General features: G+C 66.2%; 14 protein-coding genes. 8 read left to right on the top strand and 6 right to left on the bottom strand.

Features of this window, described 5'->3' with window-relative positions:
- Positions 1 to 8: 8 nt before the first annotated feature.
- From pobA to pcaD, 6 genes are read right to left on the bottom strand one after another with little or no spacing between them, the layout of a single operon-like run.
- On the bottom strand, positions 9 to 1,181 hold the full coding sequence (gene pobA, locus LB523_RS01825) for a 4-hydroxybenzoate 3-monooxygenase (protein WP_224600698.1): 1,173 nt from the start codon (positions 1,179 to 1,181) through the stop codon (positions 9 to 11).
- On the bottom strand, positions 1,181 to 2,233 hold the full coding sequence (locus LB523_RS01820) for a 3-carboxy-cis,cis-muconate cycloisomerase (RefSeq protein ID WP_224600697.1): 1,053 nt from the start codon (positions 2,231 to 2,233) through the stop codon (positions 1,181 to 1,183). The genes pobA and LB523_RS01820 overlap by 1 nt, the downstream gene beginning before the upstream one ends.
- A gap of 11 nt (positions 2,234 to 2,244) precedes the next feature.
- A complete protein-coding gene (gene pcaG / locus LB523_RS01815; protein ID WP_224600696.1) occupies positions 2,245 to 2,859 on the bottom strand; it encodes a protocatechuate 3,4-dioxygenase subunit alpha in 615 nt (204 codons plus the stop codon).
- Positions 2,859 to 3,611 (bottom strand): protocatechuate 3,4-dioxygenase subunit beta, encoded by a 753-nt coding sequence (gene pcaH / locus LB523_RS01810; RefSeq protein ID WP_224600695.1) that lies wholly within the window; start codon positions 3,609 to 3,611, stop codon positions 2,859 to 2,861. The genes pcaG and pcaH overlap by 1 nt, the downstream gene beginning before the upstream one ends.
- A complete protein-coding gene (gene pcaC / locus LB523_RS01805; RefSeq protein WP_224600694.1) occupies positions 3,604 to 4,002 on the bottom strand; it encodes a 4-carboxymuconolactone decarboxylase in 399 nt (132 codons plus the stop codon). The genes pcaH and pcaC overlap by 8 nt, the downstream gene beginning before the upstream one ends.
- Positions 3,995 to 4,807 carry a 3-oxoadipate enol-lactonase gene (gene pcaD / locus LB523_RS01800; protein WP_411966428.1) on the bottom strand — a complete coding sequence of 271 codons (813 nt, stop codon included), beginning with the start codon at positions 4,805 to 4,807 and terminating at the stop codon, positions 3,995 to 3,997. Before pcaD ends, pcaC begins: the two co-directional genes overlap by 8 nt.
- 92 nt (positions 4,808 to 4,899) lie before the next feature.
- Here pcaD and pcaQ point away from each other — a divergent pair, with 92 nt between their 5' ends.
- The 8 genes from pcaQ (at position 4,900) to LB523_RS01760 (ending at position 13,021) form a co-directional block, all read left to right on the top strand.
- The gene (pcaQ, locus tag LB523_RS01795; RefSeq protein ID WP_224600692.1) at positions 4,900 to 5,817 is read left to right on the top strand and encodes a pca operon transcription factor PcaQ; all 918 of its coding nucleotides are present in this window, start codon (positions 4,900 to 4,902) and stop codon (positions 5,815 to 5,817) included.
- 181 nt (positions 5,818 to 5,998) lie between these two features.
- Positions 5,999 to 7,315, top strand: coding sequence for an ABC transporter substrate-binding protein (locus LB523_RS01790; RefSeq protein WP_224600691.1), 1,317 nt, complete (start codon positions 5,999 to 6,001; stop codon positions 7,313 to 7,315).
- A gap of 85 nt (positions 7,316 to 7,400) precedes the next feature.
- Positions 7,401 to 8,075, top strand: coding sequence for an ABC transporter ATP-binding protein (locus LB523_RS01785; protein WP_224600990.1), 675 nt, complete (start codon positions 7,401 to 7,403; stop codon positions 8,073 to 8,075).
- Positions 8,072 to 8,800, top strand: a complete 729-nt coding sequence (locus tag LB523_RS01780) for an ABC transporter ATP-binding protein (RefSeq protein WP_224600690.1) — start codon at positions 8,072 to 8,074, stop codon at positions 8,798 to 8,800. Before LB523_RS01785 ends, LB523_RS01780 begins: the two co-directional genes overlap by 4 nt.
- The gene (locus LB523_RS01775; RefSeq protein ID WP_224600689.1) at positions 8,797 to 9,693 is read left to right on the top strand and encodes a branched-chain amino acid ABC transporter permease; all 897 of its coding nucleotides are present in this window, start codon (positions 8,797 to 8,799) and stop codon (positions 9,691 to 9,693) included. Before LB523_RS01780 ends, LB523_RS01775 begins: the two co-directional genes overlap by 4 nt.
- A complete protein-coding gene (locus LB523_RS01770; RefSeq protein ID WP_224600688.1) occupies positions 9,690 to 10,751 on the top strand; it encodes a branched-chain amino acid ABC transporter permease in 1,062 nt (353 codons plus the stop codon). Before LB523_RS01775 ends, LB523_RS01770 begins: the two co-directional genes overlap by 4 nt.
- Positions 10,752 to 10,753: 2 nt before the next feature.
- Positions 10,754 to 11,539, top strand: coding sequence for a coniferyl-alcohol dehydrogenase (locus LB523_RS01765; RefSeq protein ID WP_224523338.1), 786 nt, complete (start codon positions 10,754 to 10,756; stop codon positions 11,537 to 11,539).
- 36 nt (positions 11,540 to 11,575) lie between these two features.
- On the top strand, positions 11,576 to 13,021 hold the full coding sequence (locus LB523_RS01760; RefSeq protein ID WP_224600687.1) for an aldehyde dehydrogenase: 1,446 nt from the start codon (positions 11,576 to 11,578) through the stop codon (positions 13,019 to 13,021).
- Positions 13,022 to 13,052 lie beyond the last annotated feature (31 nt).

Below are 13,052 nucleotides of genomic sequence, written 5' to 3'. Positions count from 1 at the left end.
CGGTCGGATCAATAAGGCAGACCGACGTAGTTTTCGGCCAGCGCCGTGGAAGCGGCCTTGGAATGCACGAGGTAATCGAGTTCGGCTTCCTGGATGCGTTGGCCGAATTCACCGGTCTCCGGAAAACGGTGCAGCATCGTCGTCATCCACCAGGAGAAGCGCACGGCTTTCCAAACCCGCGCCAGCGCCTTGGCCGAATAGGCGTCGAGCCCGGCGTCTGACTTTTCGCGATAGAATTCACGAAGCCCGGCAAACAGATAGCGCACGTCGCTGGCAGCGAGGTTGAGGCCCTTGGCGCCGGTCGGCGGTACGATATGGGCGGCGTCTCCAACCAGGAACAGCCGGCCGAAGCGCATCGGCTCGGCGACGAAGGAGCGCAGCGGCGCGATCGACTTCTCGAACGATGGGCCGGTGGTGACGGCGGCAGCGGTCGCCGGCGGCAGGCGGCGGCGCAACTCGTCCCAGAAGCGGTCGTCGGACCAGGCCTCGACGCGCTCCTCGGCTGGAACCTGCACATAGTAGCGGCTGCGCTGCGGCGAGCGCATCGAGCAGAGCGCAAAGCCCCGCTCATGGTTGGCATAGACCAGCTCGCGGTCGGCCGGCGGCACCTCGGCCAGCACGCCCAGCCAGCCGAACGGATACTGCCGCTCGAACGTCTTCAGCGCGCCCTCTGGCACCGAGCGGCGGCTGACGCCGTGATAGCCGTCGCAACCGGCGATGAAGTCGCAATCGATGCGATGCGTGGCGCCGTCCTTCTCGTAGGTGACGAAGGGCGACGTTCCATCGAAACCATGCAGCGCGACATTCGACGTTTCGAAGAAAGTCACCAAGTCCGCCGCCTCGCGCTTCCGCATCAGATCGAGCGTCACCTCGGTCTGGCCATAGACAGTGACATGCTTGCCGCCGGTGAGCGCGGTCATGTCGATGCGGTGCGCGCGGCCGTCGAAGGCGAGCGAAATGCCTTCATGCGGCAGGCCCTGTTCATAGAGCCTCTCCGCCGCGCCCGCTTCGCCGAGCAGGTCCACCGTGCCCTGCTCGAGCACGCCCGCGCGTACCCGGCCAAGCACATGCTCGCGGCTCGACCGCTCGAGGATGATCGTCTCGACGCCAATCGTGGCAAGCAATTGGCCGAGCAGCAGCCCGGACGGCCCCGAGCCAATGATGGCGACTTGCGTGCGCATCAATGACCGAGGCTCTCGACCTGCGCGGCCAACTCGGCTGCAAGCCTGAGCGCGGCCGCCGTCGCAACGACCATTTGCGGCAGGATGAGCCATTCCAGCGTCCAGGCCGAACCCGAGCGCTCCTGCTCATGCACCAGCGCCTGATGCATGCCGGAAAGCTGGACGGCATTGAAGCGGGCGAGCGCCACCAGGGCTTCCGCCTTCACGGGATTCTGCTTGTGCGGCATGGTGGATGAACCGCCGCCGCCGGACAGCTTGATGTCAGTGCCCGCCTGCGCCATCAGCGCAACGTCCTTCCCGAACTTGCCGAGGCTGCCGGTCACCAGCGACAGCCAGCCGGCGAACTCGGCGAGCGCGTCGCGCTGATTGTGCCATTGCGGCGCGTCAGCGAGGCCAAGCTTCGCGGCAAGCGCGGCGCGCATTGCGGCGGCCTTGTCGCCGAGCTTTTCCAGCGTGCCGGCGGCGCCGCCGAACTGCACGACAAGCAGTCGGCCGGAGAGCTCCTTCAACCGTTCCTGGTGACGCTGGAGCGGCGCTCGCCAGGAAGCGATCCGGTCGGTCACGACGATCGGTATCGCCGGCTGCATACGCGTCACCGCCATCATCGCCCTGCCCTCGAAATCCTGTTCGAGACCGGCGAGCCGCACGACATTCTCGCTGAGCAGCAGGCCGACATGCTCGACCGCCCCGCTCAGGCGCAGCACCAGTGATGTATCGATCACATCCTGGCTGGTGGCGCCGAAATGAACGAATGCATCGTGCGGCACGCCAACAGCAGCCTTGATCTGTCGCACCAGTTCCGGCACCACGACGCCGTCGGCGGCGACGCCGGCGCGCAGCTTCGCCGTATCCGGCCGGAACGCCGCCAGCGCCTTCGAGATCGCCGTCGCCGCATCGCGGGAAATCGCGCCGCACTCGGCCTCCGCCTCGGCCAGCGCCCGCTCGAAGCTGAGCATCGCGGCGATGTCGGCTTCGACGGAAAAATGTCTGGCCGCCTCTTCGTCGCCGAGCAGGCCGGAAAGCAGCGGGTGATCGAAGGGCGAAACGGTCATGGCGGCCACGGTCAGCTGTCGAAGAAGACCGTCTCCTTTTCGCCCTGCAGGTGGATGTCGAAGACGTAAGTATCGCCCCGGCGCTCGGCGATCAGCGTCGGCACACGCAGGCGATGCTCGATGCGGGCGAGGATCGGGTCCTCGGCATTGGCCTTTTCCTCGTCCGAAAAATAGAGCCTGGTGTGCAGGCCGACATTGATGCCGCGCGCCACGATCCACAGCGTGATGTGCGGCGCCATCAGCCGGCCGTCGCGAAACGGCACGCGGCCCGGCTTGATCGTCCGGAACAGGCAGACGCCCGTTTCCATGTCGGTCGGCTGCCGGCCCCATCCAGGGAAATTCGGATCGGCGGCGCCGCGCAATTCCGACGGCGAATTGTAGAGCCCGTTGGCGTCCGCCTGCCAGATCTCGATCAGCACATCCTTGAGCGGCGTGCCGGTGCCGTCGAGCACGCGGATGCGCAGCTCGATGCGCTCGCCCTTGGTCTCGCCGTTGAGCATCGTCGAGCCAAGGTCGTTCGCATAGACGCCGCCGATGCCGCAGAAATTGGGCGTCAGCCCGATATGCACGTAAGGGCCGGCGGTCTGCGAAGGGCTTTCCTTCAACCGGTCGAGCGACTGCGCCATCAATTGCCCTCCGGCCTGTTCTCGAACAATGTCGAGCGGCGCCCGCGCAGCACGATGTCGAACTTGTAGGCGAGCGCATCCATCGGGATGGTCGACTGCATGTCGAGCGCGGCGATCAGCGCCTCGATAGCTTCCCTGTTGGAAATGCCGCCGACGATCGGACAACGCCAGATCAGCGGATCGCCCTCGAAATACATCTGTGTGATCAGCCGCTGCGCGAAGCCATGGCCGAACACGGAAAAATGGATATGCGCCGGCCGCCAGTCGTTCGGCCCATTCGGCCACGGATAGGGCCCGGGCCTGACCGTGCGAAAGGCGTAGCTGCCGTCTTCGCCGGTGATCGTGCGGCCGCAGCCGCCGAAATTAGGATCGAGGGGGGCGAGATAGGCGTCCTTCTTGTGACGGTAGCGGCCGCCGGCATTGGCCTGCCAGAATTCGAGCAGCACGCCAGGCACGCCCTTGCCCCGCTCGTCGAGCACGCGTCCATGGACGATGATGCGCTCGCCGAGGGCGCTCTCGCCAGGCCTGGCGAAATTGTGGATCAGGTCGTTGTCGAGCTCGCCGAACATCGCGTGCCCGAAGACCGGTCCGGTCAGTTCCGACAGCGTGTTGCCGAACGACACCAATGCCTTCTGCGGCGAGCGCAACACCGAGCTTTTGTAGTTCGGCGTCAACGCCGGCGGATGCCGTTGGCGGTCGCGCTGGAAGAAGGCGCCGGTCTCGGGTGAACGGTTCGAGCCTCGCTCAGCCATGGGCGGCTCCGTCCATCTGCGCGAACACCTCCTTGGCAATCTTGAAGGCGCGGTTGGCTGCCGGCACGCCGGCATAGACCGCGACGTGCAGGAAGGCCTCGCAGATGTCGTCGCGCGACGCGCCGGTATTGGCGGTGGCCCGCACATGCATGGCGACCTCCTCGTCATGGCCAAGTGCTGCAAGCAGCGCCAGCGTCACGATCGAACGCTCGCGCTTCGACCAGCCCGGCCGCGCCCATACCGTTCCCCAGGCGGCCTCGGTGATCAACTGCTGGAACGGCCGGTCGAAATCGGTCGCGGCATCCTCGGCACGGTCGACGTGGGGATCGCCAAGCACGGAGCGGCGGACCTCGAGACCCGTCCGGTAGCGGTTCTTCGTGACATCATCCATGGGCAGACGTTTCCTCAGGCAACGAGGCGACGAAATCGCGGATCAAGCTGACGAGCGCGTCGGGCTGCTCGATGCACGGGATGTGCGCGGCATTGCGGATCACTTCAAAGCGCGCGCCGGGGATCATTCCGGCCAGCGAGCGGACAAGATCCGGCGGCGTCGAACCGTCCTGATCGCCGACGATGCAAAGCGTCGGCACCGCGATGCGCCGCGCGCTTTCGGTGAAATCGGCATCGCGCACCGCCATGCAGGTGCCGATGTAGCCAGACAGAGCCTGCCTGGTCAGCATGTTGCAGCAGCCGGCCAGGTCCGCCGCACGCTTGGCATGGAATTGCGGCGTGAACCACACTTTCATGATGCCTTCGGCGATCGCCTCGATGCCGTCACGCTCGACAGTCGCGATGCGCGTGTTCCAGCTTTCGGCGGTGCCGATCTTGTGCGCCGTGTCGCTGAGGATCAGCGCCTCCACGCGTTTGGGATGGCGGGTATAGAGGCGCTGCGCGATCAGGCCGCCGACCGACAGGCCGCACAGCACCACCTTCCCGAAGCCGAAATGATCGATGAGGCCCAGCAGGTCGTCGACATGGTCGTCGATCGAGCGCACGCCGCCGCCGATATCCGACAACCCATGCCCGCGCTTGTCGTAGACGAGCATCGGTATTTCGCCGGCAAGCCGCGCGACGACGTCGTCCCAGATCCGGAAATCGGTGCCCAGCGAATTGATGAAGATGATCGGACGCGACGTGCCCGTCGCCTCGATGTAGCGGTGATGCAGCGTCACGCCGCCTATGCTGACGAATGGCACGATTTCGATCCTCCAAAGCCACATTGCACCAGCGGTTTGGTTCGGTAAAATGATATTTTGCGGCGTTTCATTAACTCTGAGGTTATCGAACCATGGCCGAAAGCCGGATCCGCTTCCGCCATCTGCAGGCCTTTCTCGAAGTCGCTCGGCAAGGCAGCGTGGCGCGCGCGGCCGACTTCCTGCATGTCAGTGCGCCGGCCGTGACCAAGACCTTGCGTGAGCTGGAAGAAGCGCTCGGCGTCGCCGTGGTCGAGCGCGACGGGCGCGGCATCCGGGTCACGCGTCTCGGCGAGATCTTCCTCGGCCATGCCGGCTCGGCGATCTCGGCGCTGAAGCGCGGCGTCGATTCCGTACGCCAGGACGGCGCTCTCCATCGCGACCCGATCCGCATCGGCGCGCTGCCGACGGTGTCGGCGCGCGTGATGCCGCTCGCCATGAACCTGTTCCTCGAGGAAAACACCGGCGCCGCGCTCAAGATCGTCACCGGCGAGAACGCCGTGCTGCTCGAACAGTTGCGCGTCGGCGCGCTCGACCTCGTCGTCGGCCGGCTCGCGGCGCCGGAGCACATGACCGGCTTCTTCTTCGAACATCTCTATTCCGAGCAGGTGCTGTTCGTGGTGCGGGCCGGGCATCCCCTGTCGGAACCCGGGGCAGACATCTTCGCGCGGCTCGACGACTTCCCCGTCCTGATGCCGACGCGGGAATCCGTCATACGCCCCTTCGTCGACCGGCTCTTCATCACCAACGGCATGACCGCGCCCGCCACGGAGATCGAAACCGTTTCCGATTCCTTCGGCCGTTCCTTCATGCGCCAGAGCAATGCGATATGGATCATCTCGGCCGGCGTCGTTGCCAATGAGATCGCCAGCGGCGCTTTCGTCGCACTGCCGGTGGATACGGAGGAGACCAAAGGGCCGGTGGGTTTGACCATGCGCACCGACACCGCGCCCTCGCCCGCCTTCACCATCCTGTTGCAGACGATCCGCGAAGCCGCGCGGCACCACGCCTGACGATCGGGCTAGCAGTTCGAATTTCGCTAACCCAGCGGTTAATAAAACACCGTAAAATATCATTTTACCGAACCAAACCGCTAGTGCAATGTGATCTCCGGAGGATCGAAAGCCGTGCCGTCCGGCCGCAAGCGGAAGACCCGTTTGCCGTCGTGTCGAACGGCGACTGAGGGAGGAGCAGATGTCTCATAATATCGGCAGCAAGCCCGCCAAATCGGGCATTTCACGACGCCAGTTCATCGCCACATCGATGGCCGGTGGCGCAGCACTTGCGTTCGGCCGCGGCAAGGCTTTCGCGCAGGCCGCCGACACGCTCAAGGTCGGCTTCGTCAGCCCGCGCACCGGCCCGCTCGCCGGCTTCGGCGAAACCGACGGCTATGTGCTTGACCTCGCCCGCAAGGCCCTGGCCAACGGCATCGAGCTCGGCGGCAAGAAATACAGCGTCGAGATCCTCGACCAGGACACCCAGTCGGATCCGTCGCGCGCCGGCCAGTTGGCAAAAGACCTGATCAACAACCAGGCCATCGACCTGATGCTGGCCGTTTCCACGCCCGAGGTGATCAACCCGGTCGCCGATGCCTGCGAGGCGGCCGGCGTGCCGTGCCTCTCCACCGTCATGCCGTGGGAGGCGTGGTATTTCGGCCGCGGCGCCAAGCCGGGCGCGCCCTCGCCTTTCAAATGGACCTATCATTTCGGCTTCGGCGTCGGCGAATTCTTCAAGACCTATATTTCGCAGTGGAACCTGATCGAGACCAACAAGAAGGTCGGCGTCATGTATCCGAACGACGCCGACGGCAACGCCATTCGCGCCAACCTCGCGCCGCTCCTGGCCAAGCAGGGTTTTACGATCGTCGATCCCGGCGCCTATGAGACCGGCACAACCGACTATTCCTCGCAGATCGCGCTGTTCAAGCAGGAAGGCGTCGAGATCTTCAACTCCTTCCCGATCCCGCCGGACTTCGCCGCCTTCTGGCGCCAGGCCGCGCAGCAGGGGCTGACCCGGCAGATCAAGATCGCCCAGGTCGCCAAGACCGGCCTGTTCCCCTCCGACATCGAGGCGCTCGGCGATCTCGGCATGAAGATCTCGAGCGCCGCCTATTGGCACAAGGCCTTCCCCTACAAGTCGCCGCTGACCGGCGTCTCCGGCACCGCGCTTGCCGACGGTTACGAGGCGGCGAGCGGCAAGCAGTGGACACAGCAGCTCGGCGCCTCGATGTCGCTGCTCGACGCCGGCTTCGAAGCCCTGAAGGCGAGTTCCAACGCCAAGGACAAGGCGGCGGTCGCCAAGGCACTGAGCGTGCTGAAGACCGAGACCATGATCGGCAAGGTCGACTTCACCAGCGGCCCCGTCGCGAACGTGTCCCCCGGCCCGATCATCGGCACGCAATGGGTCGCCGCCAAGGAAGGCTCGAAATTCCCGCTCGACTATGTCGTGACCGAGAACGCCACCGACCCGAACGTGCCGGTCGGGGCCAAGCTCCAGCCTTACAACGGCTGATTAAGTCGGGGCCCGCATCGTGAACGCGACGCCCAACGGTGCCGTCCTCAGCGCCGCCGGCATCCACAAGCGCTTCGGCGCGCTTGTGGTGCTCGACGACATCGACTTCGCCATGGGCGCCGAGGAAGCGGTCGGCATCGTCGGCCCGAACGGCGCCGGCAAGACGACGCTGCTCAGCGTGCTCTCCGGCGCCTATCCGCCGAGCGCCGGAACCATCGCCTTCAAGGGCGATGACGTGACCGCGCTGCCGGCCACGCAGCGCTGCCGGCTGGGCCTTGTGCGCACCCATCAGGTACCGAAACCCTTCGGCGGCATGACCGTCTTCGAGAATGTCTTCGTCGCCGCCTCGCATGGCGCCGGACTCGGCCGCGACGAGGCTTATGAGGAAGCGCTCGGCTCGCTGAAGCTCTGCGGCATGCTCAGCATAGCCAACCGCCGCGCCGAAACGCTCGGCCTGCTCGACCGCAAGCGGCTGGAGCTCGCCCGCGCGCTCGCCGCGAAACCGACGCTGCTTCTGCTCGACGAGATCGGCGGCGGCCTGACCGACGGCGAGGCGGGCGAGCTCGTCGAGACCATCCGCGAATTGCGCCGCCGCAGGATAGGCATCGTCTGGATCGAGCACATCGTCCACGTGCTTTTGCAAGTGGCCGAACGGCTGATCTGCATGGACGCCGGCAAGATTATCGCCGACGGCGAGCCGCAGGCGGTGATGGCCGACCCGCAGGTGATCAGCGCCTATCTCGGCGGAGGCCCGAAATGAGCCTGCTGTCGGCCGAGGATCTCGTTGTCCGCCACGGCCTGCTGCAGGCGGTGCGCGGCGTCAGCTTCAGCCTCGAGCGCGGCGAGACGCTGGCGCTGGTCGGCGCCAACGGCGCGGGCAAGACGACGCTGCTGCGCGCAATCGCCGGCGCGCACCAGGCGGCCTCGGGCCGTGTGGTCTTCGACGGCGACGATCTCTCCGGTGTGCCTTCGCATGAACGCGTCCGCAAGGGCATCGCCCTGGTTCCCGAAGGCCGGCGGCTGTTCGTGCAGATGACGGTCGAGGAAAACCTTCTGCTTGGCCGCACTGCCGGCCGCCCCGGCGACTGGAGCGTCGAACGCGTGCTCGACACCTTCCCCAACTTGAAGCCGCGCCGCCATGCCAAGGCCGGGCATCTTTCCGGTGGCGAGCAGCAGGCGACCGCAATCGGCCGTGCGCTGATGAGCAATCCCGACCTGCTCCTGCTCGACGAGGTCTCGCTCGGCCTGTCGCCGCTGGTCGTCGACCGCGTCTATGCCTCCCTGCAGGGGCTGATCGGCTCCGGCACGACGATCATCCTGGTCGAGCAGGACCTCAACCGCGCGCTCTCCGTCTCCGACAAGGTGATCTGCATGCTGGAGGGCCGGATCGTCCTTGCCGGCGACAGCAAGAGCGTGTCGCGCGATGAGGTGACCAAGGCCTATTTCGGCCTGCACCGGAAGGGCGCCGGAGGCGTGCCGGCATGATGAACCAGATCGTCCAGGGCGTCCTGCTCGGCGGCTATTACGCGCTGATCGCCTGTGGCCTCTCCTTCATGTTCTCGGTGATGCGCATCATCAACCTGGCGCATGGCAGCCTCGCCGTGCTGTCGGCCTTCGCGCTGTGGCAGCTCGCCTCGCGCTTTCACATCTCGCCATTTCTGGGCCTGCTCGTCGTGCTGCCGCTGATGGCCGCGATTGGCTGGGCCCTGCAGCACTTCCTGCTCGAGCGCAGCGCGCGCGGCGGCGCGCTGCTGCCGATCCTCACAACCTTCGGCCTCGCCATCGTCATCGACAATTTGCTGTTCGAACAGTTCGGCGCCGACACGCGCTCGCTGGCGCCCTTCATCGGCAGCCTGTCCTACGATTCCTGGGAATGGCCGGGCAGCCTCTATGTCGGCAAGCTCGCGGTGATCATCTTCATCACCGCCGTCGTCCTGCTTGGTGGACTACAACTGTTCCTCACCCGCACCGGGTTAGGCCGCTCGATCCGCGCGACCTCGGAAGACCCTGATACCGCCGGCATCGTCGGTGTCGACGCGCGCCGCTCCATGGCAATAGCCGCGGCAATCGCCATGGTCACGGTCGGTCTCGCCGGCGCCTTCCTCGGCATGCGCGCCACCTTCGATCCCTATGCCGGCGCAACGCAACTGCTGTTCGCCTTCGAAGCCGCCGTCATCGGCGGCGCCGGCTCGCTCTGGGGAACGCTGATCGGCGGCATCGTGCTGGCGCTCGCCCAGACGCTCGGCGCCAGGATCCATCCGCAAGGTTTCCTCATCGGCGGCCACGTCGCTTTCCTGATCGTGCTGTTCATCCGGCTCTACACTTCCGGCCTCGGCCTGCACAGCTTGCTGCGCCTCTCCACGCGGAAAGCCTCATGAGCACCGCCTCCCCGGTCATCGAGCGCGGCACGGCCGCTTCGCGCACCGCCGGCATCGGCGTTTTAACCATCATTCTGCTACTCGCCATAGCGCCGCAATTCCTGTCGGCCGGCGCGGTCGATCGCATGACGGCGCTGTTCATCTATGTGATCCTCGCCGCCATGTGGAATGCGCTGGCCGGTTTCGGCGGGCTGGTCTCGGTCGGCCAGCAGGTGTTCTTCGGCCTTGGCGCCTACTTCGCCATCCGCCTCGCCAATGCCGGGCTCAATCCGTTTGTCTCGCTCTTCGTTTCGGCGGTCATCGTCGGCGCCGTGTCCTGGCCGATCTCGTTGTTCATGCTACGCTTGAGGAACGGCGAATTCGCCATCGGCATGTGGGTGATCGCAGCGCTCACCCACCTGCTCGTCAATCTCGACCGGCTGATCCAGGGCGAGACCGGCACGTCGCTGATCTCGCTCAACGTCTACGATGCATCGACACGCCGGCTGACCATCTATTGGCTGGCGTTGGCGTCGATGACCGCCCTGCTCGCGATCCTGTTCAGCCTGCTGCGCGGCAGCACCGGCGCCGCCATTCGCGCCATCCGCGACAATGAGGATGCGGCGGCCTCCGTCGGCGTGCGCGTCACCGATACCAAGCGGCAGCTCTTCGTGCTCGCCGCCTTCGGCATCGGCGTCGCCGGCGCGCTGTGGCTGGCCACCGCGATCACCTTCCAGCCGAAGACCTATTTCAACGTGCAGTGGACCGCTTACATGATCTTCATGGTGCTGGTCGGCGGTATTGGCACCTTCGAGGGCGCCATCCTCGGCGCGCTGCTCTTCTTCCTCATCGAGACCTGGTTCGGCGGCACCGGCGTCTGGTACCTGATTGGGCTCGGCGCCACGGCACTGGTCTTCTCGCTGCTCTTGCCGCGCGGCCTCTGGGGCACGCTCGAAGAGCGTTTTGGTTGGCGCCTGCTGTCGGTCGGCTACCGCGTCAGGCTTCCCGCCAGCGTGGCGGATCCGACCGGCGAGGCCATTTCACCAGCACCCACTGCGGCACACAGCGAGAAGGCATGAGCATGCTGTTCGGCAAGACGATCCTCATCACCGGCGTCGCCTCGGGCATCGGCGCCCGCACGGCGGAACTCGCGGGCCAACTCGGCGCCGACGTCATCGGCGTCGACCTGCGCGAGCCGGCCGGACATCAGGGCGTCTTCGTCAAGTCCGACATCTCGTCCAAAGCCGGCGTCGACGACCTCGTGGCGCGGTTGCCGCAGCGCATCGACGCGCTCTGCAACGTCGCCGGCCTTTCCGGCAATATGGGCGCGGCGCCGACGCTCGCCGTCAATTTCTACGGCCTGCGCGCGCTCTCGGAAGCGATGGCGCCAAGGCTTCGCGAAGGCGGCGCCATCGTCAATGTCGCCTCCATCGCCGGCTTCGGCTGGCGCGCCAATCTCAACCGAGCCGCCTCGATGGTTGGCGTCGAGGGCTTTCCCGATGTCGCCAGAGTGATCGCCGACCACGCGGTCAAGAACGAGGAAGGCTATCCGGTCTCGAAGGAGCTTTTGCTCCTGTGGACCTTCCGCGCGGCGCATCAGGACCTGTTCAAGAGCCGCGGCATTCGCGTCAACGCGGTCAGCCCCGGTCCGGTCGAGACGCCGATCCTGAAACAGTTCCGCTCGGTCCTCGGTGACGCCAAGGTCGACAGCGATATCGCGCGCGTCGGCCGCGCCGGCACATCGGGCGACATTGCGCCCGTCGTGCTGTTCCTGTGCTCCGACGGCGCGCGCTGGATCAACGGCGCCAACGTGCCGGTCGACGGCGGCCTCGAAGCGTCGATCAACGCGGAAGTGCTTGGCTTCTAATTTTGCAACGCTCCAGCGAAAGCGAGGGAGAAACCCATGGACATCGGACTTCTGATTGACGGCGACGAAAGGGCGGCGACCGGCAAAGCCTCTTACGAGCGCCTGGACCCCTTCACCGGCAAGCTCGCGACGCGCGCCGCCGCCGCAAGCATTGCCGACGCCAACGCCGCGGCAGATGCGGCGGCGGCAGCCTTCGACGCCTGGTCGAAGACCGGGCCTGGCGAGCGCCGGATGCTGCTTCTGAAGGCGGCCGACGTCATGGCCTCGAAGGTCGGGGAATTCACCAAGCTGATGATGGAAGAGACCGGCGCCACCGGACCCTGGGCGGGCTTCAACGTCATGCTGGCGTCCAACATGCTGCGCGAGGCGGCGGCGATGACCACGCAGATTTCCGGCGAGGTTATTCCATCCGACAAGCCGGGCACGCTCGCCATGGCGATCCGCCAGCCGGCTGGTGTGTGCCTCGGCATCGCGCCGTGGAACGCGCCGGTCATCCTCGGCACGCGCGCACTCGCAATGCCGCTCGCCTGCGGCAACACGGTGGTGCTGAAGGCCTCCGAACTATGCCCCGGCACGCATCGCCTGATCGGTCAGGTGCTGGTCGAGGCCGGCCTGCCCAAGGGCGTCGTCAATGTCGTCACCAACGACCCGAAGGACGCGGCGGCAATCGTCGAGGCGCTGATCGCGCATCCGGCGGTGAAGCGTGTGAATTTCACCGGCTCGACCAAGGTCGGCCGCATCATCGCCGAGCTCTCGGGGCGGCACCTCAAGCCGGCGCTGCTCGAGCTCGGCGGCAAGGCGCCACTGGTCGTGCTGGACGACGCCGACATCGACGCTGCCGTGAATGCCGCGACCTTCGGCGCCTTCATGCATCAGGGCCAGATCTGCATGTCGACCGAACGCCTGATCGTCGACGAGAAGATCGCCGACGAGTTCGTCGCCAAGCTTGCCGCGCGTGCCTCGCAACTGCCGGCCGGCGACCCGCGCGGTCATGTCGTGCTCGGCTCGCTGATCAGCAGCCAGGCGGCGGATAAGATGGAGGAGCTGATTGCCGACGCGACCGCGAAGGGTGCAACGCTCGCGGCCGGCGGCAAGCGGACAGGAACGGTGGTGGAAGCGACGCTCCTCGACCACGTGACGCCCGCCATGCGCGTCTATTTGGAAGAATCCTTCGGCCCGGTGAAGCCGGTCATCCGCGTGAAAGGCGAGGACGAGGCGGTGCGCGTCGCCAACGATACCGAATACGGCCTGTCGTCCGCCGTCTTCAGCCGCGACATCCGCCGTGCCATGGCCGTTGCCGCGCGCATCCACGCCGGCATCTGCCACATCAACGGCCCGACCGTCGGCGACGAGGCGCAGATGCCTTTCGGCGGCGTCAAGGGTTCGGGCTATGGCCGCTTCGGCGGCAAGGCCTCGATCGCCGAATTCACCGACCTGCGCTGGGTGACGATCGAGGACCCGGCCCAGCACTACCCGTTCTGATTGGCCGCTTCTTCCTTCTCCCCTGTGGGAG

Source organism: Mesorhizobium sp. ESP-6-4 (assembly GCF_020164735.1).
Taxonomy (GTDB): Bacteria; Pseudomonadota; Alphaproteobacteria; order Rhizobiales; family Rhizobiaceae; genus Mesorhizobium.
This window is presented reverse-complemented; position numbering and strand designations above follow the sequence as displayed.

What these genes read in the sequence shown, in the direction of transcription:
- pobA (WP_224600698.1), bottom strand. Translation starts at nt 1,181, where the DNA reads ATGCGCACGCAAGTCGCCATCATTGGCTCGGGGCCGTCCGGGCTGCTG.
- pcaC (WP_224600694.1), bottom strand. Translation starts at nt 4,002, where the DNA reads ATGGATGATGTCACGAAGAACCGCTACCGGACGGGTCTCGAGGTCCGC.
- LB523_RS01760 (WP_224600687.1), top strand. Translation starts at nt 11,576, where the DNA reads ATGGACATCGGACTTCTGATTGACGGCGACGAAAGGGCGGCGACCGGC.
- LB523_RS01790 (WP_224600691.1), top strand. Translation starts at nt 5,999, where the DNA reads ATGTCTCATAATATCGGCAGCAAGCCCGCCAAATCGGGCATTTCACGA.
- LB523_RS01780 (WP_224600690.1), top strand. Translation starts at nt 8,072, where the DNA reads ATGAGCCTGCTGTCGGCCGAGGATCTCGTTGTCCGCCACGGCCTGCTG.
- pcaQ (WP_224600692.1), top strand. Translation starts at nt 4,900, where the DNA reads ATGGCCGAAAGCCGGATCCGCTTCCGCCATCTGCAGGCCTTTCTCGAA.
- LB523_RS01765 (WP_224523338.1), top strand. Translation starts at nt 10,754, where the DNA reads ATGCTGTTCGGCAAGACGATCCTCATCACCGGCGTCGCCTCGGGCATC.
- pcaH (WP_224600695.1), bottom strand. Translation starts at nt 3,611, where the DNA reads ATGGCTGAGCGAGGCTCGAACCGTTCACCCGAGACCGGCGCCTTCTTC.
- LB523_RS01775 (WP_224600689.1), top strand. Translation starts at nt 8,797, where the DNA reads ATGATGAACCAGATCGTCCAGGGCGTCCTGCTCGGCGGCTATTACGCG.
- LB523_RS01820 (WP_224600697.1), bottom strand. Translation starts at nt 2,233, where the DNA reads ATGACCGTTTCGCCCTTCGATCACCCGCTGCTTTCCGGCCTGCTCGGC.
- pcaG (WP_224600696.1), bottom strand. Translation starts at nt 2,859, where the DNA reads ATGGCGCAGTCGCTCGACCGGTTGAAGGAAAGCCCTTCGCAGACCGCC.
- LB523_RS01770 (WP_224600688.1), top strand. Translation starts at nt 9,690, where the DNA reads ATGAGCACCGCCTCCCCGGTCATCGAGCGCGGCACGGCCGCTTCGCGC.